Origin of the sequence: Streptomyces sp. ADI95-16 (assembly GCF_003721495.1) — a bacterium.
GTDB classification, from domain to species: Bacteria; Actinomycetota; Actinomycetes; order Streptomycetales; family Streptomycetaceae; genus Streptomyces; species Streptomyces goshikiensis.
The window spans coordinates 95,486-112,666 of sequence record NZ_CP033582.1 but is presented as its reverse complement, the minus strand read 5'-3'; the positions used below and the strand labels follow the sequence as shown (position 1 = coordinate 112,666).

Here is a 17,181-nt window from a genome sequence, read left to right as displayed (position 1 = left end):
AGATGGCCCGGCCGACCCTTCGGCACGCCTCGTTCCAGCTCGGTGTTGAGGATGCTTTTTGCCTCGAAGCACCAGTCGAAGAGCACTGCAAGGGACCTGTTCGGGTAGCCCGCCGCATGGCTAATGATCACGTACAGCCGTTAAGATATAGAGAGGTCTGTTGAATTTTCAAAGTGATATAGATCGAAGAGGGGTACTAGCCAGGTGGCACAGCAGGAGCGGGGTACGCGTTCCAGACGCTCGATTCTGGAGGCGGCGGCGCGAGTCTTTGACGAGCGGGGCTACGACGGGGCGAGCACGACGGACATCCTTGTCCGCACCGGGCTGGCACGAGGGGCCCTGTACCACCACTTCGCCTCCAAAGAGGCCATTGCGATCGCACTGATCGAGGCCCAGACGGAAGCTCTGGTGGCTCCGCCGAACGAGGTGAAACTGCAGGCGACCATCGACTTGACCCTGGAATTCGCTCGACGGCTGCAGCGCGATCCGGTACTGCGCGCCAGTGTGCGGCTGACGGTGGAACAGACCTCGTTCACCTACCCGGAGCGCACTCCGTACCAGTGGTCGACCGAGGTGATCGCCGCCCTTCTGGCGGAGGCCGCAGAGCAGGGCGAAATTTTGCCGGATGCAGACCTCGACGAGCTGACCACGTTCATCGTCGGGGCTTTCACCGGCGTTCAGTTGATGTCCCAGGTCTACAGCGGGCGGCAGGACCTTCTTGAGCGCGTGACGTCCATGTGGCAACTGCTGCTGCCCGGCTTCGCTACCCCCGCCATGATCAGTCGTCTGCGGACGACCCCCGCGCAGGAGAGCTGAGCAGAGGGTCGAGTATCGACCAGATGCGTTCCGAGGTCTCTGGGTCCCACCATGCGGAGTCCCGGCGGCCGAGGCATTCCAAACCGGCCGTGACAACCACCGCCAGGTCGGCCAGGTCATCCGTTTGGCGCTCGCTCATCCTGCGGCGCACCAGATCGAGTACCTCCTCAAGCAGCCGCGGGCTCCCGTCGGATCCGCTGGGGCTCAGCTGCAGGCCGGCCCGCACCGTCTCGTCCTCACGCAGAGCGCGGCCTAGAGACGTACTGAAGCGAGCGGCTCCTGTGTAGGCAGGGACTTCGAAGGCGGCATCGATCAAAACCGTGACCTCTTCACGCGCCCGGACGCGGACGGCGACGGCCGCCGCCTCCGTGGTGTCGAAGTGGTGAAACGGAGCCCCTCTGCTCACCCCGCCGTGCGGCAGATGCTGACCAGTCCGGCAGCGCGCAGACCTCCCCTGCCGATGAGCTCGGCGGTTGCGCGGATGAGCGCCTGACGTGTCTGCTCGGCGGGCTTCTGTATCCGGCGCTACGCCTTTCCATGGTTTTGGGAGCGGGTTTATCAGAGCCTGGGCCCAGTGTGTTCAGTCAACCACCCGGCAGTCGTTACAGACAAGTCTGTCTGTTCTGATGGTTGAGTCGCAGCGCCGCTGCACAGCCCAGGGTGAGTGCGTATGGGAGAATTTCGTCTGAAGTGGGTTCAAGAGATTGGGTGTTCTGTGGCTGCATGGAGGCCTTCGAAGGGTGCCGCGAGTCCCGCCAGGATGACACAAATCTCTTTGACAATCAGACAAGTCTGTCTGTTTACTGTCGGGGTGTCTTGCGGGGAGTGCCCGTGGGAGCTGAGTGACGTTGAGGAGTTCGATGGATAGCTCATCCGACCCGGTGTTCGCGGAAGCTCTGTATGAGGGGCTCGTGCGGGCCCCCCGTTCCCCCGATGCGACATGGGGGGCACGGTCGTCGCCCCGTCCCCGCAAGCCGATTGGCGCTGTCCGACTCCCGGCCCCGGCCCCAGCGACTCCAACGGACACCCTTCTTCGGACAGATGCTGCGGCGATCCTCCACCGCTTCACTCTCGCGCTGTCCTCGCTCCGGCATCTGGGCCAACCGGACCTGCCCCACCATGACGCCTCCTGCCTGGCCTACGCCCACCATGTTCTGCAGCTTGCCTCGGCGGACGGAAGCCCCTCCGCCGAGGAACCCGCGTTCCTGGGCGAAGTAGAGCCGCCCGCAGGTGGTTCCACCCCGCATTACCTGGTGGCCGCGAGCACTCTGTTGCTTGAATGCGCTCTGCTCCAGGTGACGGAGACTGGTATCGCAGACAGCCGCGCCTCGATGGAGTGCGGGGTGGCCGTCGTCCGGAGACTTGGTCACGTCATGCGCGCCATGGAGTTTGGCCGGTGGAATGGCGACCCAGGCTGGAGCGACCGCCGCCGACTTGCTCGCTGGCTCCATGACGAGCTAGGCAACACTCTGGCCGTGGCACTGCACCGCATCGAACTGGGTGAGGGCGACCCCAGCCGGGCCGCCCCCCATCTCGCCGTCGCCAGGAAAGCCCTCGGCGAGGCCGCCCGCGAGAACCGGATCCTGATCGGCGCCTTGCACCGTAGCTCACATACACCTCCGGTCCGTGAGGCCTTGCAGCACTGGCTGGCCGACATGGAGCCGCAGGCCTTGGTCACCATCAAGGTGACGGGCGACGAGACGCTGGCCCCCGAGCTCTGCCGCCGCGAGCTGTTACTCGTCTTACGTGAGGCACTTCGCAACTGCCTCACGCACGCCGGGGCCGAGCGGATCGAGGTCACCGTACGCACCACCCGGCGTTGGCTGTACGCGCGGGTCCAGGACGACGGGGTCGGCTTCGTGGCCGAGCGTGACGTGAGGGAGACGAGCGGCGGACACGGCCTGCAGGGGATGGAGGGACGAATCGAGGACCTGGGGGGCCGGCTGCGCATCGGGAGCAGTCCGGGTGAGGGCACGTACGTCGAGATCCATCTGCCCCTCAGCGTCCGAATATGACAAGGACTCCCGCCATGACCCCCGCCCGCATCGTCCTGGCCGATGACCACAATCTGTTCCGAGAGACACTCGGTGACCTGCTCGAAGCGCAACCCGCCCTCACCGTGGTGGGGCATGCTGCCGACGGGGCCGCGGCCGTGCGGTGTGCCGCCGCCGAGCGCCCCGACCTGTTACTTTTGGACTTCCGCATGCCTCACAGCCGAGGGGCAGGCACGGTCCGCGACATCTTGGACATATCCCCGAGCACGCGGATCCTTTGCCTTTCCGCCTACGCGGAGCCGGGCCTCGTCCACGAGGTCCTGGCCGCCGGCGCCCGCGGCGTCCTGCACAAGGGCATCGACCGGGAAGCACTTCTTATGGCGATAGAGCGGACTCTCGAGGAGGCCGCGCACACCACTGTCCTGGTGCCCAGTCCGGCTGCGGAGGGTTCCGACAGAGAGGCCCTCTCCTCGCGGGAGCGTCAGGTCCTGGTCAGCGTGGCCGCAGCGATGAGCAACCGCCAGATCGCCGACAGTCTCCGCATCACCGAGGGAACGGTCAAACGGCACCTGAACAGCGTCTTCCGAAAGCTCGGAGCCGTGTCGAGGCTCGACGCGGTCAACAAGGCGGTACAAGCGCACATCATTCCATCGCCGACCCTGCCGACGGCGGTGCGCAGTGGTCACTGGGGCCCTGACGCACGGAGCACCACGTCCCCATGACCACTGCGCACACCGGCTTCCCGACCGAGGGGTCAGGCTGAGGGTACGGGCCGCCTGACCACGGCCGCCGCGACTGATCCATCGTGCCCGACGGAAGTGATCAGACCGCAGCTGCCGGATGTCCTCGGCTCGCCACTTGGAGCGTCGGCTTCCCAGTACCCGAGCAGAGCGGCCAACTGGAGTGCGCCGCTCGCACTGTGGGACTCACCCAGCACCTCCTGTACGCGCAGGACATCCGGGTCGTAGCCGGCGAGAGCCCGGCCCCGGCCCCGGGACTCCACCGCAGCCCAGCCCGGCCGGCTGCTCGATCCGCAGGACACGACGCTGATGTCCGCGGGCGTGCACCCGCTCGCGGACAGAGCGTCCCCGATGCAGCGCGCGAGTGCCGCCGAAACAGCCAGCGGTCCCTCGCCCAGCGGGCTGAAAGAGACCTCGCAGGCGGCGAGTTCGGCCAGGTGGGCCGAGCTCCCTGTACCGCCTTCGAGTACGAACACGGCACTGCCCTCACCCACCGAGGCACCTTCGGGAAGGTCACCGCTTCGATACCAGGCCCAGGCGGACTGGGCGCTGAGTTCCTCCACGGCACCGGTCAGAAGGCGCGAGGCCCGACCGGTGGTCAGGGCGTTGCGGGCGTAGCGCAGTGCGGACAGAGCGGAGACGTGTCCGCCGGCCAGCGAGGCATTGAGACCGGTGAAGGAGTGTCGCATGGCCACTTGGCTGGCGCAGTGGTTGAGCAGCAGGCCTGGAAAGAGCGCCGGGCTGACCAGGTAGGGCCGCTCCAACTCGTAGGTATCCCGGAAGAACTCCGAGAACGCCTGCGCGCTGCCGGTGCTGCTGCCGAGCACGACCCCGGTATCCGCGCGCTCCGACTCCCCGACCGGTTCCGGAAGGGCGTCCAGGGCCAGCTCCGAGGCCGTCATTCCCAGGGTGCTGGTCCGGCTCAAGACGCTGAGCCCTTTGCGGCCCAGGTGCTCTCGAGGATTGAAGTCCGGTACGGGAAGTAGCCGCACCGGCGGTGCGGGCTGTCCGGCCAGTACCTCGGCCGCGTCGTCACCCAGTGGCAGCTCCCCGGACCGGACTGCCTCGTACAGCGCCTTGCCACCGATGCCTGCGGCGCTCAGAACGCCGTAGCCAGTGATCCGCACCGCGGGCGCGGCGGTTCTGTTCATTCGGGCCTCCCCAGCATCACGATGGCGTTGTTCCCGCCGAACGCGAACCCATGGTTCTCCACGATCTTCGGATGGGCAGGGCGGGCCTGCCCGGGCACGCAGTCCAGGCCGGGGCCGAGGGCAGGGTCCACCGTCCGGACCGTCGAGGTCGGCGGCAGGAAGCCCTCGTACAGGGCCATGCAACACGCCAGCGCACCGAAGCCGCTGGCCGCGCCCATGGTGTGACCGAGCATCGACTTGATCGAGCTGATCGCGGGAATGCGGTCGCCGAACACCTCGCGGACGGCCGCCACCTCAGTGGAGTCGTTGGCGGATGTCCCCGTGCCGTGGGCGCACACGTAGTCGACCTCGTCCGGCTTCACGCCGGCATCCCGGTGGGCGCGCCGGATGCACTCGGCGATCCCGTCCTGATCGGGCTGCGTGGGGTGTTTGGCATCGCAGGTGATGCCGTAGCCCAACACCTCGGCGTAAATCCGGGCACCGCGGGAGACCGCACTGTCCCACGACTCCAGGATCAGCGCGGCGCCTCCCTCCGCGGTCATGATGCCGCCCCGGTGTTCGTCGAACGGGCGGCACAGGTCCGCGGCGATGGCGCCCAGCCGATGGAAGCCGGCGTGCGTGGCGCGGTTCACCGCGTCGGCACCGCCGACCACCATGACGTCCGCCGCACCACTGCGGATGACGTCGAAGCCGTAGCCGATCGCGTAGTTGCTCGCGGAACAAGCCGTGCCGAAGGTCTGGGCCTCACCGTGCAGGCCCAGCTCCGTGTTGACGGCCGCCGCGATCCGGTCGGCGGAGGCCCGGGAGACGAGCTCTCCGTCGATCCCCTCCAGCCCTCGCTCCAGCCACTGCTCGGTCAGCTCCTGGAAGACCTGAGCCTCTCCGTTGGTGGTGCCCATCGCGCTGCCCGCCCGCGCGGTGGCCAGGGCGTCCGGTTCCCAGCCCGCGTCCTGCGCGGCGAGCCGGGCCGCCGCCGCCGCGAACTGGCTGCTACGGCCCCACTGCGCGGGCTCCAGCACCCTCAGGTGCTCCTCCGGCCGGAAGTCGTGCACCTCGCCGGCCTGCGTGTGGTTGAACCCGGCGCTGTCGAACGACCGGATCTGCGAGATTCCGCTGCGTCCCTCGCGTATGGCCTCGGTGAACGCCCAGGCTCCGATGCCCAGGCTGCTCACCGCTCCGAGGCCGGTGACCGCAACGCGACGCAGCTGTGTCTCAGACACCCGTCGGCTCGGTGACGTGACGCGCTATCAGGGCGTAGGCCGTACCGAGGCTGTCAAGGTCGACGAGCTCCTCCTGCGGAATCTCGATGTGCAGCTGCCGCTCGAAGCGGGAGAACATCTCGATGACGAGCAGAGAGTCGGCCTCGAAGTCCTCGGCGAAGCTGTGCTCCTCCCGGATCTCCTCGGGGCCCACCTCCAGGACGTCCGCGATGATCTCGCGGATGCGGTTGCGAAGCTCCGGGGCAAGTTCCACGGCCAGGTTGCCGGACATGTGAATTCCTTTGCTTTTGAATTCTCGATCGACCAGATGGTTCGGATAGTTCCTTCGGGAAAGGATGCTGCCACAGACTGAGCTGCGGAGAGAAGTCCGTTCGATCGGTTTGCATACAACTTTCATGCCGGTTTGACGTGCATTCGATTTCGGCTGGAAAGAATCAGGTGTCGGGGGGCGGGACCGTCCCGCTGCCGAAACCAGAGGGAGCTCCTCGCATGAGAATGCCCGTGCCCGTAGGTATTGCCTCGGTGGCCCTGTGGCTGCCGGAGCATCAGGACACCGCAGCGAGCGCCGTGGCCGAGCGGAGGGTCGAGGCACGCACAGCCAAAGACCTGGGGAACCCGCGACTCCCTGTCGCCGGGGACATCGCGCCCCCGGAGATGGCTGTGCTGGCAGCTCAGGAAGCCTTGCACGATGCCGGAGTACCGGCGGCCGAGCTGTCGCTGCTGCTGCACGCCTGGATGTACTACCAGGGCCACGACCTGTGGTCACCGCCGCACTACATCGCCCACCAGCTGGGCGCGCATACAGCCGTTCCTGTCGGGATCCAGCAGATCTGCAACGGCGGGGCGGCGGCGCTGGAGCTGGCGGCTGCCCGGATGACGGCCGGGGAAGGGCGGGAATCGGCTCCCCGGCACGCCCTGGTCACGACGGCCGACCGCTTCGCCATGCCCGGCTTCGACCGGTGGCGCAGCGACTACGGCGCCGCCTACGGGGACGCCGCCACAGCGGTGCTGCTGCGCTGGCCGGCCGGCCCGGACGACCTCGTGTTGCGCGCCCTGCACACCGACGCCGCCCCGCATCTGGAGATGATGCACCGGGGTGCGGACCCATTCGCGCACCTGCCCCGCGAGAACTCCGCGGTGGTCGACATGCGCCGGACCAAGCGGGTCTACCTGCGCGAGCACGGCGTCGAGCCGTTCAAGAAGACCAACCGGGAGATGATCCGGCACGTGGTGGCGGGCGCGCTGCGCGACGCCGGGCTCGACGCCGGTGATCCGCGGATCCGTTTCGTGGTGCTTCCCCGGCTGGCTCGCAAGACCCTGGACGACGCGTGGATCCCCTTGCTGCGGGAACTTTTCGACGCGCCTGCCGTGGACTGGGGCTGCGAGACCGGTCACCTGGGTACGGGTGATCTCGCGGCCGGTCTCCACGAGGTGTCGGGCCGTTCCGCCCTCGGCGCCGGAGAGTTCGCACTGCTGCTCAACGCCGGCGCGGGTTTCACCTGGTCGTGCGCCGTGGTCGAGGCGCCGACGCGGCACTGATACGCCGCATGCACAAGGGGCCTGGGGCCGTCCCGAACCTGATCAGGTTCGGGACGGCCCCAGGCCCCTGCGGTCGAACATCCGGGCAGCGCTACTGCGGATAGGTGCGCCACGCTCCGGCCGGGCGGTGCGGCCCCGTACGCCGCCAGCCCGGCGAGGGCGCGGCCGGGAACGCGTCCGCGTGCTCGGCCGGTCCGCTGGGTACCGTCGCCGCGAGACGCAGCAGAATAGCGGTCACCGCGGCGATCTCCTCGGGGGTGGGCTCACCTCGCACCACGCACAGTTGCGGCGCGGGCCTGGCAGTTCTTTGTGTGTCCATGGTCGTTTCCCCTGTCACATCGGCGGGTTGCCGTGCTTGCGCGGGACGAGCTGCTCCTGCTTGGTGCGCAGGACCCGCAAGGCCTCCGCCAGCACGGCGCGGGTCGTACGCGGATCGATCACGTCGTCGACCAGGCCGCGCTCCGCCGCGTAGTACGGATGCATCAGCGCCTCCTTGTACTCCTCGGTCAGCTCGCGCCGTGCCGCCTCCGGGTCGTCGGCTGCGGCGACCGCGCGACGGTGGATGACGTTGACCGCGCCCTCCGCGCCCATCACCGCGATTTCGTTCGTCGGCCACGCGTAGGAGAGATCGCACCCGATCGACCGGGAGTCCATGACGATGTACGCGCCGCCGTACGCCTTGCGCAGAATGACTTGGACCCGGGGAACGGTCGCGTTGCAGTACGCGTACAGCATCTTGGCGCCGTGCCGGATGATGCCGCCGCTTTCCTGGTCGGTGCCCGGCAGGAAGCCGGGCACGTCCACGAGAGTCACCAGCGGGATGTTGAAAGCGTCGCAGGTCTGGATGAAGGAGGCACCCTTCTGGGACGCCTCGATGTCCAGGACGCCCGCCAGGTGCCGCGGCTGGTTCGCGACCACCCCGACGGTCTGGCCGTCGATGCGTGCCAGTACACACAGCAGGTTCGGGGCCCACCGCTCGTGGACCTCCAGGACTTCCCCGTCGTCGACCAGGCGCGCGATCACCTCACGCATGTCGTAAGGCTGGTTGGGGTCGGCCGGCACCAGACGCAGCAGTTCTTCGTCCGGGGTACCCAGGTCCACCGCCGGCTCGGCCGTGGGCGGCAGCTCGCGGTTGTTGGCGGGCAGCAAGGAGATCAGGTACCGCACGTCCTCCAGGCACGAGGCCTCGTCGTCATAGGCGAAGGCCGCCGCACCCGAGACCGCTGCGTGCAGGTCCGCCCCGCCCAGCTCTTCCTGGGTGACCCGCTCGCCTGTGACGGCCTCAACCACGTCGGGTCCGGTGATGAACATCTGCGAGATGCCGCGCACCATGAACACGAAGTCGGTCAGTGCGGGCGAGTAGGTGGCGCCACCGGCACAGGGCCCCAGCATCACGCTGATCTGCGGGATCACTCCTGATGCCCGCACATTGCGGCGGAAGATGCCGCCGTAGCCGGCCAGCGCGGAGACGCCTTCCTGGATACGGGCCCCGGCCCCGTCGTTGAGGCTGACCAGCGGCGCGCCGGCCGCCTCGGCCATGTCCATGATTTTGTGGATCTTCTCGGCGTGGGACTCACCCAGTGACCCGCCGAAGATCCGGAAGTCGTGCCCGAAGGCGAAGACCGTGCGGCCGTGGATCCGCCCCCAGCCGATGACGACGCCATCGGTGTGAGGGCGGCGGTCCTCCAGTCCGAAGCCGACGGCCCGGTGCCGCCGCAGCCCCTCGATCTCCACGAACGTTCCTTCGTCGAAGAGAAGCTCCATACGTTCGTAGACCGTCATCTTGCCGCGGGCGTGCTGTGCCTCGGTGGCGTGCGCCCCGGGACCGCTGCGCACCGCCTGGCCCAGGCGCAGCAGTTCGGCCGTCCGCGCCTCCATGCCGGGCCGTGACGGCTGCGGTATCACCGGAGCCGTGGTGATCGGGCGATCATCCAAAGCGGTCATTGAAAAGCACTCCCATACATTGATGATTTCCGTCGGGGACAGAATGTGCGGCCGCCATCGAAGTTGACTAAAAGGCCGTGATTCCGCACCGTTCGATGCGGATTTCATGGAGCTTCCATGTCGAATGTGAATGATGACCTCAGCCCACCGGACTGAGGAGTTCTCCGCATGACAACGCCGCTCGATGCCGTTCCATCGGCATCCGATCCCGTGCTGACATACATGAGCACCATTGACCGTTCGCTGGTGCACAGAGCAGCCGTCTCGGAGGTGCTCGTCACGGATCTGGTGGCGACCGGAGACGAGACATTCGCGGCCGGGGCGCAGCTTCCGCTTGGCCACGCCTACTTCGGGGACCACCTGAGGGACCCGGTGTCCTACGACTTTCTCCTGCTGCTGGAGGCCGCCCGCCAGGCCGGGGTCGCCGCATCGCACCGGCAGCTGAGCGTCTCCCGTGAAACCGCCTTCCTCGTCCACAACTGGTCGATCGAGCTCGACGACCTCGACGCCCTTACTCCCGGGAGCCGACCTGGCGAGCTGGAGCTGACGGGCACGGTCATTCCGTCGGCGGGCCGCAACGGCCAACTGCGCGGTGTCGGCTCCTCGGTCGCCCTTTCCATCGCCGGGCGCCCCGTCGGCCGCACGCGGATCGACGTGGGCGCGGCCAAGAGCGCGGACTACGGCAAACTCCGTTTCCTCCAGCGCCGGTCGGTACCGCCCCTCACCGCTGAACTCGGCGTGGTGCCGCGGCCGCGGGCGGCAGACACGGCCGGCGTGGGGCGCCGGAGCCCGCTCAATGTCGTGCTGGGCGAGCCGGTTCGCGCGGGTGACACCGTCTCGGCGCTGGTGGAGCCGAGGTTCGAGAACGCCAGCCTCTTCGACCACACCTACGACCACATCCCCGCGATGGTCATCACCGAGGGCGCCCGGCAGCTGGCCCACCTGGCGGGCGCGGCGACCGGCGCCGCCGTCACCCGCTGCGCCGCGGAGTTCACGCGCTTCGCCGAGCTCGACTCCCCCATGATGGCCACCGCCACGTTCGAGCCGGTCGCCGGCACCGCCCACCCCACGGACTACCACGTCGAGTTCCACCAGGAGGACACGGTGGTGGCGCGTGTCTCGCTGTCCTTCGCCCCGGTGTCCTCCTCCGTCACCGCGGAGGCGCTGTGAGCGGCCGCCTGCCTGCCGTGCGCGCGGTGTGGACCGACTTCGGCGGTGTCCTGACCCCGCCGATCAGCCAGGACCTGGAGACCTTCTGCCGCCGTACCAAGATCCCCGCCGGAGCCATGCGCGCGGCCATGACCGCGGTGGCCAAGCCTTTCGGCGGCGACCTGATGGCCCCGCTGGACACTCCACTGATCAGCGAGGACGAGTGGGCCGCGCGGATGAACGCCGAGCTGCTGGGGCGGGGTGTCGACACTGACCTGACTGGCTTCGGCAAGCACTGGTTCGAGGGTCGCGAGACCAACGAGCCGTGGCGTGCCCACCTCGCTGAAGTACGCGCGGCCGGCATCTACGTCGGCATGCTCTCGAACATGCCGCCCGCCTGGGACCCCCTGTGGCGGCAGATGATCTGCCCCGGCGGGTCGGAGACCCTGTTCGACGGACTGGCGCTGTCCTTCGAGATCGGGGCGCGCAAGCCGGACCGGCGGATCTTCAACGTGGCCGCCGAGCTCGCCGGGGTCGCCCCCGAGCAATGCCTCCTGGTCGACGACATCGAGCGCAACTGCGCCGGAGCCGAGGCAGCGGGCTGGCAGTCCATCCACTTCACCACCGCCGAAGCGGCGGCGGAGCAACTCGCCCGCTGTCTGCCGCCGCAGACCACCGCCGGTCCCGCGGCCACCTGAACAGGAGAGTACATGTCACGCACCGTTCTGATCACCGGTGGAAACAGGGGAATCGGACTCAGCATCGCCCGCGCCTTCGCCGACAACGGCGACAAGGTCGCCGTCACCTCCCGCAGCGGCGAAGCCCCCGAGGGCCTGTTCGGTGTCCGCTGCGACGTCACGGACGCCGAATCCGCGCGCCGCGCCGTGGCCGAGGTGGAGGCCCTGTACGGGCCGGTCGCCGTGCTGGTCTCCAACGCCGGCATCACCCGGGACGCCCTCGCCCCGGTGATGAGTGAGGAGGACTTCGAGGACGTTCTCCAGACCAACCTCGTGGGCTCTTTCCGTATGGCCCGCCTGGTGTCCCGCTCCATGATCAGCGCCAAATGGGGACGGATCGTCTTCATCTCGTCGATCATGGGCTTCCTGGGCTCACCCGGCCAGTCCAACTACGCGGCCTCCAAGTCCGGGATGCTCGGCCTGACCCGTTCGCTTGCCTGGGAGCTGGGTTCGCGCAACGTCACCGTCAACATGGTCACCCCCGGCCTCATCGAGACCGAGATGATTGAGAAGGTCACCGACAAGCGCCGCGCGCAGCTGCTCGCCCAGACTCCGCTGCGTCGCACGGGTGCCCCGGAAGAAGTCGCAGAGGTCGTCAAGTTCCTCGCGAGCGACGGCGCGGCCTACGTCACAGGGTCCGCGATCCCGATCGGCGGCGGCATCGGCATGGGGCAGTGAGCTTCGGCCGTCCCCCTGGTTTTCCCACCCCTTCCACCCCTTCCGCTGTTTTCCCAATGAGAGAGGACTCCGTCATGACGGACGAAGAAGTACTGCAGATCGCCGTGGACATGGGCAAGATCTTCAACGACGGGGACGACGAGGTCGCCCGCCGCCTGGTGGCCGCGGACTTCATCGACCACGAGGCCCCGGAGGGCTCGCCGCGCGGCCCCGAGGCGTACGCGAACACCGCGCGCTGGATGCGCAGCGTGTGGGAGAACGCCCGCTGGGAGATCGTCGACTCCTTCGCCAAGGGTGACAAGGCGCTGCTGCGCCTCGTCTTCACCGGCCGGCACGTCACCGACTTCATGGGTGTGCCCGCGACGGGCAAGGAGGTGCGTGTGCAGCACCTGCACGTGTACCGCATAGCCGACGGCCAGGTGGCGGAGCATTGGGCGGTCCGTGACGACCTGGAGCTCTTCCGCCAGATCGGTGCCTGGACCAAGCCGCTGAAGGGGGCTCCCAAGCCCGTTCCGACGGTCTGACCAGCGACTGAACGAGAGGGCGGCATCCGCGTTTGCGCGGATGCCGCCCTCTCGTGTTTTCCGGGGTCAGAAGCGCTTCGGGCCGAGGCCGTTGAGCAGTGCGTCCACCACCGCGGCCGCGAGCGTGTCCGGGTCGGCGGAACTCTCCGCCTGTTCGAGGATCGCCTGCTCGATCAGCGCGTGGTAGACCCGGCGGGCCCAGCCCAGATCGGCGTCCGGCCGCAGCAGGCCTGCCTGCTGCGCCCGCCGCATGAGCAGGTTGCCCTTGGCGAAGATGCGCTCGTGCGCGGCGATGGCGGACGGGTCCCGCAGCTGGGGCTGGCCGACGGTGTACCGCCAGCCGCTCTTGATCTGGATGACGTTCGCGGTGATCTGGTGCAGCGCCACCAGCGGAGGTGCGGTCTCCGGGCGGCCGATGTCGATCGCCTCCTCGACCTGGCGGAAGGCATGGGCGGCCATGGCGTCGATGAGCGCCTCGCGGGATGCGAAGCGACGGTGGACCGTGGTGCGAGCGACGCCGGCGGCCGCCGCGATCTGTCCCAGGCTCGCGGTCGGATCGTCGCCGAGGACGCGCTCGGCCACTTCCAGGATCGTCCGCACGGTGCGCTCAGCGTCCGCGCGCAGCGGGCGCTCTCTCGTTGTCTCCGTCATCTCGTGAACAGCCTCTCCGTCGTCGCCTGCCGTCTCTGGATGCATCTTCTCGGCCAGTCTAGGTGACACCAAAGTGGCAAGACAATGAGAAATTGCATCACGAGTGTTGCATCTAGAGAGTTTCTTGATACTTTTAAGTCGCGAGTCAACGGGAAGTCGCGTCTATCAAGGAGTGGTTGGCATGTCGGAGAACCAGCAGAACTGGACCGAGACGTACGAGTTCGTCGAAGGTTTCCGGGCCTCCGGTCCGACCCACCTGCAGAAGGTCGGCGTACTCAAGACCGGGCCTGCGGACGCCCGCCGTGTTCTGGTTCTGCTGGGTGGCCGCGAGGGCGCTGCGGGCGTCTTCCGGCACACGGCACGCAGCCTCGTCCAGGCCGCTGACGACCTTCAGGTGTGGGCCGTCGACCCCCGCGAACAGAACCTCGCCGACCTCTCCGCCTTCGCCGGCAGCCCCGAGCAGGCCACCGAGTACTACCTGGGCGGCCACTACCAGGTACAGCAAGCCTCCGACTCGCTCTTCGCCGCGCATTGGGGCCTCGAAGTCCTCTTGGAGGACGTACGCCGAGTGGTCCTCGCCGCCTCGGACGGCGGACGGCGCGACGTCGTACTGGGCGGCGTGTCCGTCGGTGCGAGCGCCGCGCTCCTCTACGCGGCCTGGGACTTCGACGGAGCACCTGGCTACCGTGACCTCGCCGGCCTGGCCGTCGTCGACGGCGGGGTGCACAACGCGTACGCCGGCGCCGGCATGGAGTTCGCGCTGCCCCTCGAAGCCGCCAAGGGCTGGCTCGGCGCGATCGAGAGCGGCGCCGTGTTCGAGAACTTCACCAGCAGCACCCTCAGCCTCGGCGACCAGCCCGAATCGGCCGCCATCTGGTTCCAGCTCGCGGCCCAGCACGCGCTCGCCGACCCCGACGCCCCGGCCGTTCTCGCCGACCAGCTGCCCGAGGCGGTCCGCACCGACCGCAAGCTCACCAACGCCGGACTGCTCGGCTGGCTCGTCGATGCCCAGCATGTGCACCCCTCGTACTCGGTGCACGCGGGCCGGCTGGAAGGCACGGGCGCCTGGGTCAATGACGGCCACACGGACCTGAAGACCGTCGTCGAGGCCTTCGCCGGCCCCCGTCCCGGTGCCTGGGTCTGGTACACGCTCAACCGCGTCATGCTCGACCTGGTCGCCGCGATCGACTTCGCCGAGACCGACGTCACCCGCATGCTCGGACTGCGCCTGCCGCACGGCCGGGCCATCGACGTGCCGCTGTACACCTTCCAGTCCGGCCTGACCAACGGCACCACCGGCCAGGCCGCCGCGACCGTCACCGCGAACAGCCGCATCCCCGAGATGTCCCTGCACGCCGACAACGCCCTCACCCACCAGGACGTCGTGTACGCCCGGTGGGAGGACAACCGCTTCCTGCAGACCCTCTCGCAGTTCCTCCGGGAGCTCCCGCGGCGCGCCCACTGATCAGGCGCCCCGCCCCAGATCGGGGCGGCAGGGGCACATCCCCCGCGACCCCTGCCGCCCCTTCCCGACCACCGTGACCAAGGAGAGCTCCGATGGCCGCCGTCGCCACCCCGATCCCGGAGGCACCGCCACGCGCGGGCCTCACCATCCTCGCCCTATGCCTGGCAGTTTTCATCGTCCCGTACGGCCTGAGCAGCGCACCGGTCGCGCTCCCCGCGATCGGTGGGGACCTCGACGCCGGGGTCGTACCGCTCCAGTGGGTCGTCAACGCCTACAACGTGACGGCGGCCAGCTTCATGATGGCGGCCGGTTCGACCGCCGACCGGATCGGCCGCAAGAAAGTGTTCGCCTTCGGCGTGGGCCTCTACGGAGTCTCCGCACTGATGGGCGCGCTCGCGACGAACATCCTGATGCTGAACGTCGCACGAGGCGTCGCCGGCGTTGCCGCGGCCGCCATGATGACCGCCGGTGTTTCCGTCATGGCCAACATGTTCCATGGTCCCGCCCGCGCCAAGGCCTTCGCTTTCGTCGGCGTCACCATCGGAGCCGGGCTCGCACTCGGCCCGACCACCTCGGGTCTCCTCGTCTCCGGTCTGGGCTGGCGCTCCATCTTCTGGGTCCAGTTCGCCATCGCCGCCGCGTCCATGGTCGGCCTCAAGCTCATCCAGGAATCCAAGGACCCCGACGCCAATGCCGTCGACTGGGCCGGCACCGTCACCTTCACCCTCGCCCTGTTCTGCTTCACCCTCGCCATCATCGAAGGTCCGCAGTGGGGCTGGGGCAGCACCGCCGTCCTCGGCTTGCTCGGTGCGTGTGTGCTCCTCCTAGCCGCCTTCGCCGTCGTCGAGCGCCGGCAGCAACACCCCATGTTCGACCTCTCGCTCTTCGCCGAACCCCGCTTCATGGCCGTCAACCTTCTGGCCACGGCCGTCTCCTTCGGTTTCGTCGGCCTGATGGTGCTGCTGCCCTCGTACCTCGTCGGCGCCAACGGCCTCAGCAGCAGTGCGACCGGCCTGACCATGCTCTTGCTCACCGCCCCGGTACTGGCCTTCCCCCTGGTCGCCGGACGGCTGGTCCAAGCCGGCGTCTCGATGCGGCCCATTCTCAGCGGCAGCCTCGCCCTGGTCGCCGCGGGACTGGCGTGGCTGACCCTCGTCCACCCGGGTATCAGCCTGCTCGGCCTGGCCGGGCCCCTGCTCCTGATCGGCATCGGTATCGGCCTCATCTACGGGCTGATGGACGGTGCGGCCGTCAGCACGGTCGCGCCCGCCAAGGTCGGCATGGCGAGTGGCATGTTCAACACCATCCGGCTCGCCTCCGAAGCAGTCGCCGTGGCCGGCATGGTCGCAGCCCTGGTCTCCCTGGTGCAGTCCCGCATCAGCGACGGCCTGGACCGGTTCGCACAGGGAACCGACCTCGACGCCCGCGGTGTCACCGACAGCGTCACCAGCGGAAACCTCGACGGCCCGGTCGCCCAGGTACCGACAGCCTCCCGTGACGCCTTCACCGACTTCCTCGGTCAGGGCTACACCGGCGGCTTCCAGACCGTCCTGTGGGCCACAGTGGCGATCTGCCTCGTCAGCGCCGTCGTCCTGCACCTCATCCTCACCGACCGCCCGGCCGACGAGCCCCCGGCCGCCGTCGACGAACACGCCACCAGGCGCACGGCGGAGCAGGCGCCGGTCTGACAGCCGCACGCCCCAGCCACTGGAACCGCTCGATCGCCCGGTGCGCCCGCACCGGGCGATCCGCGGTCCGGCCCCACGGACCGGACCCACCCAGGAGAAGCCATGCAGCGCACCCCGCAGAGACCCCTCGCCGCCGCCGTCGTCCAGCTCCCCCTGCCCGATACCGCGATCGCCCTGTTCCCGGCAACCCCCGGCGCCGCAGCATCACTGCACGAAGAGGAGCGCCGGCTCCTGCCCCGCCTGCCGTCGGCACGGCGCCCCGGCTTCGTTGCCGGACGCGCGGCGGCGGGCCGCGCCCTCGAACTCCTCGACGTCCAGGGCCCGGTCCTCCGCGACGGGCGACGCCCCCTGTTCCCCCCGGGCGCGCAGGGATCCATCAGCCACGCCACCGGCCCCATCGGGGCATCCATCGCCAGTACGCACCCGGACGTGATCGCCGTCGGGATCGACCTGGAGCGCACGGACCGGCTCGGACGCGGCGCCGACCGGCTGGTCTGCACGATGCGCGAGCGCTCCTGGGTCGCTCGGGCACGCCGGCCCGAAAGCCGCCTCTCCGTCCTATTCTCCGCCAAGGAAGCCATCTACAAAGCCCTGCACGGGATCAGCACCCGGCCACCCGTCTTCCATGACGTGGAGATAGGGCTGGAAGGAGACCGGCTGGACATTCGGCTCGCCCCGGAACTCCTCCAGGAAAACCGTCGGATCGATGGCTGGTTTCAGCTTCTGCCCGGGAAATACGTCCTGGCATCGGTCGCCGTGATATCCGCCACCGGGACGGAATGAAGAATTCCATCCATCATGTCTACATCGTTCGATCGGGTTGAATCAACCTTCGAGTCATTTTCTTGTCATCAAGCCGCAAGGCGTGGAAGTGTTGTCCAAGTA

17 protein-coding genes are annotated in these 17,181 nt (G+C 68.5%); 11 read left to right on the top strand and 6 right to left on the bottom strand.

Annotated features, from left to right (window positions below; translation table 11 throughout):
- Nucleotides 1-204: 204 nt before the first annotated feature.
- The 3 genes from EES41_RS37400 to EES41_RS37385 all read left to right on the top strand — a co-directional run bounded on the left by EES41_RS37400 (nt 205) and on the right by EES41_RS37385 (nt 3,532).
- Nucleotides 205-816, top strand: coding sequence for a ScbR family autoregulator-binding transcription factor (locus tag EES41_RS37400; RefSeq protein WP_123083013.1), 612 nt, complete (start codon nt 205-207; stop codon nt 814-816).
- A gap of 860 nt (nt 817-1,676) precedes the next feature.
- Entirely contained in the window at nt 1,677-2,831 is a 1,155-nt protein-coding gene (locus EES41_RS44295) for a sensor histidine kinase (RefSeq protein WP_123083011.1), read from the top strand.
- 14 nt (nt 2,832-2,845) lie between these two features.
- Nucleotides 2,846-3,532, top strand: coding sequence for a response regulator transcription factor (locus EES41_RS37385; protein WP_174261870.1), 687 nt, complete (start codon nt 2,846-2,848; stop codon nt 3,530-3,532).
- Between the two features lie 32 nt (nt 3,533-3,564).
- Here EES41_RS37385 and EES41_RS37380 read toward each other — a convergent pair whose 3' ends face one another.
- Genes EES41_RS37380 through EES41_RS37370 form a run of 3 tightly spaced genes read right to left on the bottom strand, consistent with a single transcriptional unit; the run spans nt 3,565 to nt 6,192 of the window.
- Nucleotides 3,565-4,701, bottom strand: coding sequence for a beta-ketoacyl synthase N-terminal-like domain-containing protein (locus EES41_RS37380; RefSeq protein WP_123083009.1), 1,137 nt, complete (start codon nt 4,699-4,701; stop codon nt 3,565-3,567).
- Nucleotides 4,698-5,906, bottom strand: coding sequence for a beta-ketoacyl synthase (locus EES41_RS37375; protein ID WP_123083393.1), 1,209 nt, complete (start codon nt 5,904-5,906; stop codon nt 4,698-4,700). The genes EES41_RS37380 and EES41_RS37375 overlap by 4 nt, the downstream gene beginning before the upstream one ends.
- A 7-nt stretch (nt 5,907-5,913) precedes the next feature.
- Complete coding sequence (locus EES41_RS37370; protein ID WP_123083008.1) at nt 5,914-6,192, bottom strand: acyl carrier protein; 279 nt, start codon at nt 6,190-6,192, stop codon at nt 5,914-5,916.
- A gap of 218 nt (nt 6,193-6,410) precedes the next feature.
- Here EES41_RS37370 and EES41_RS37365 point away from each other — a divergent pair, with 218 nt between their 5' ends.
- Complete coding sequence (locus EES41_RS37365) at nt 6,411-7,460, top strand: ketoacyl-ACP synthase III family protein (protein WP_123083007.1); 1,050 nt, start codon at nt 6,411-6,413, stop codon at nt 7,458-7,460.
- A 91-nt stretch (nt 7,461-7,551) separates the two neighbouring features.
- Here EES41_RS37365 and EES41_RS37360 read toward each other — a convergent pair whose 3' ends face one another.
- Nucleotides 7,552-7,779, bottom strand: a complete 228-nt coding sequence (locus tag EES41_RS37360; protein ID WP_123083006.1) for an acyl-CoA carboxylase subunit epsilon — start codon at nt 7,777-7,779, stop codon at nt 7,552-7,554.
- A gap of 14 nt (nt 7,780-7,793) precedes the next feature.
- Nucleotides 7,794-9,338, bottom strand: a complete 1,545-nt coding sequence (locus EES41_RS37355) for an acyl-CoA carboxylase subunit beta (protein WP_254211912.1) — start codon at nt 9,336-9,338, stop codon at nt 7,794-7,796.
- A 288-nt stretch (nt 9,339-9,626) separates the two neighbouring features.
- On the opposite strand from EES41_RS37355, the gene EES41_RS37350 reads away from it, so the two are divergent.
- The 4 genes from EES41_RS37350 (at nt 9,627) to EES41_RS37335 (ending at nt 12,492) form a co-directional block, all read left to right on the top strand.
- Nucleotides 9,627-10,574 (top strand): AfsA-related hotdog domain-containing protein, encoded by a 948-nt coding sequence (locus EES41_RS37350; RefSeq protein WP_164496176.1) that lies wholly within the window; start codon nt 9,627-9,629, stop codon nt 10,572-10,574.
- Nucleotides 10,571-11,251 carry an HAD family phosphatase gene (locus EES41_RS37345; RefSeq protein ID WP_254211853.1) on the top strand — a complete coding sequence of 227 codons (681 nt, stop codon included), beginning with the start codon at nt 10,571-10,573 and terminating at the stop codon, nt 11,249-11,251. Before EES41_RS37350 ends, EES41_RS37345 begins: the two co-directional genes overlap by 4 nt.
- Nucleotides 11,252-11,263: 12 nt before the next feature.
- Nucleotides 11,264-11,968 carry a 3-oxoacyl-ACP reductase FabG gene (gene fabG / locus EES41_RS37340; protein ID WP_123083003.1) on the top strand — a complete coding sequence of 235 codons (705 nt, stop codon included), beginning with the start codon at nt 11,264-11,266 and terminating at the stop codon, nt 11,966-11,968.
- A gap of 74 nt (nt 11,969-12,042) precedes the next feature.
- Nucleotides 12,043-12,492 carry an ester cyclase gene (locus tag EES41_RS37335; RefSeq protein ID WP_214352250.1) on the top strand — a complete coding sequence of 150 codons (450 nt, stop codon included), beginning with the start codon at nt 12,043-12,045 and terminating at the stop codon, nt 12,490-12,492.
- 66 nt (nt 12,493-12,558) lie between these two features.
- Here EES41_RS37335 and EES41_RS37330 read toward each other — a convergent pair whose 3' ends face one another.
- Complete coding sequence (locus EES41_RS37330; RefSeq protein ID WP_123083002.1) at nt 12,559-13,143, bottom strand: TetR/AcrR family transcriptional regulator; 585 nt, start codon at nt 13,141-13,143, stop codon at nt 12,559-12,561.
- A gap of 181 nt (nt 13,144-13,324) precedes the next feature.
- On the opposite strand from EES41_RS37330, the gene EES41_RS37325 reads away from it, so the two are divergent.
- The 3 genes from EES41_RS37325 to EES41_RS37315 all read left to right on the top strand — a co-directional run bounded on the left by EES41_RS37325 (nt 13,325) and on the right by EES41_RS37315 (nt 17,079).
- The gene (locus EES41_RS37325) at nt 13,325-14,608 is read left to right on the top strand and encodes an alpha/beta hydrolase (protein WP_123083001.1); all 1,284 of its coding nucleotides are present in this window, start codon (nt 13,325-13,327) and stop codon (nt 14,606-14,608) included.
- A gap of 92 nt (nt 14,609-14,700) precedes the next feature.
- A complete protein-coding gene (locus EES41_RS37320; protein WP_123083000.1) occupies nt 14,701-16,296 on the top strand; it encodes an MFS transporter in 1,596 nt (531 codons plus the stop codon).
- A gap of 102 nt (nt 16,297-16,398) precedes the next feature.
- Nucleotides 16,399-17,079 (top strand): 4'-phosphopantetheinyl transferase superfamily protein, encoded by a 681-nt coding sequence (locus EES41_RS37315; RefSeq protein ID WP_123082999.1) that lies wholly within the window; start codon nt 16,399-16,401, stop codon nt 17,077-17,079.
- The last annotated feature ends 102 nt before the right edge of the window (nt 17,080-17,181 follow it).

Excerpts from the sequence above, each read along its gene's own strand:
- EES41_RS37350 (WP_164496176.1), top strand. The coding sequence starts at position 9,627 with ATGAGCACCATTGACCGTTCGCTGGTGCACAGAGCAGCCGTCTCGGAG.
- fabG (WP_123083003.1), top strand. The coding sequence starts at position 11,264 with ATGTCACGCACCGTTCTGATCACCGGTGGAAACAGGGGAATCGGACTC.
- EES41_RS37315 (WP_123082999.1), top strand. The coding sequence starts at position 16,399 with ATGCAGCGCACCCCGCAGAGACCCCTCGCCGCCGCCGTCGTCCAGCTC.
- EES41_RS37380 (WP_123083009.1), bottom strand. The coding sequence starts at position 4,701 with ATGAACAGAACCGCCGCGCCCGCGGTGCGGATCACTGGCTACGGCGTT.
- EES41_RS37360 (WP_123083006.1), bottom strand. The coding sequence starts at position 7,779 with ATGGACACACAAAGAACTGCCAGGCCCGCGCCGCAACTGTGCGTGGTG.
- EES41_RS37320 (WP_123083000.1), top strand. The coding sequence starts at position 14,701 with ATGGCCGCCGTCGCCACCCCGATCCCGGAGGCACCGCCACGCGCGGGC.
- EES41_RS37385 (WP_174261870.1), top strand. The coding sequence starts at position 2,846 with ATGACCCCCGCCCGCATCGTCCTGGCCGATGACCACAATCTGTTCCGA.
- EES41_RS37365 (WP_123083007.1), top strand. The coding sequence starts at position 6,411 with ATGAGAATGCCCGTGCCCGTAGGTATTGCCTCGGTGGCCCTGTGGCTG.
- EES41_RS37355 (WP_254211912.1), bottom strand. The coding sequence starts at position 9,338 with ATGGAGGCGCGGACGGCCGAACTGCTGCGCCTGGGCCAGGCGGTGCGC.
- EES41_RS37330 (WP_123083002.1), bottom strand. The coding sequence starts at position 13,143 with ATGACGGAGACAACGAGAGAGCGCCCGCTGCGCGCGGACGCTGAGCGC.
- EES41_RS44295 (WP_123083011.1), top strand. The coding sequence starts at position 1,677 with ATGGATAGCTCATCCGACCCGGTGTTCGCGGAAGCTCTGTATGAGGGG.
- EES41_RS37335 (WP_214352250.1), top strand. The coding sequence starts at position 12,043 with ATGACGGACGAAGAAGTACTGCAGATCGCCGTGGACATGGGCAAGATC.
- EES41_RS37325 (WP_123083001.1), top strand. The coding sequence starts at position 13,325 with ATGTCGGAGAACCAGCAGAACTGGACCGAGACGTACGAGTTCGTCGAA.
- EES41_RS37370 (WP_123083008.1), bottom strand. The coding sequence starts at position 6,192 with ATGTCCGGCAACCTGGCCGTGGAACTTGCCCCGGAGCTTCGCAACCGC.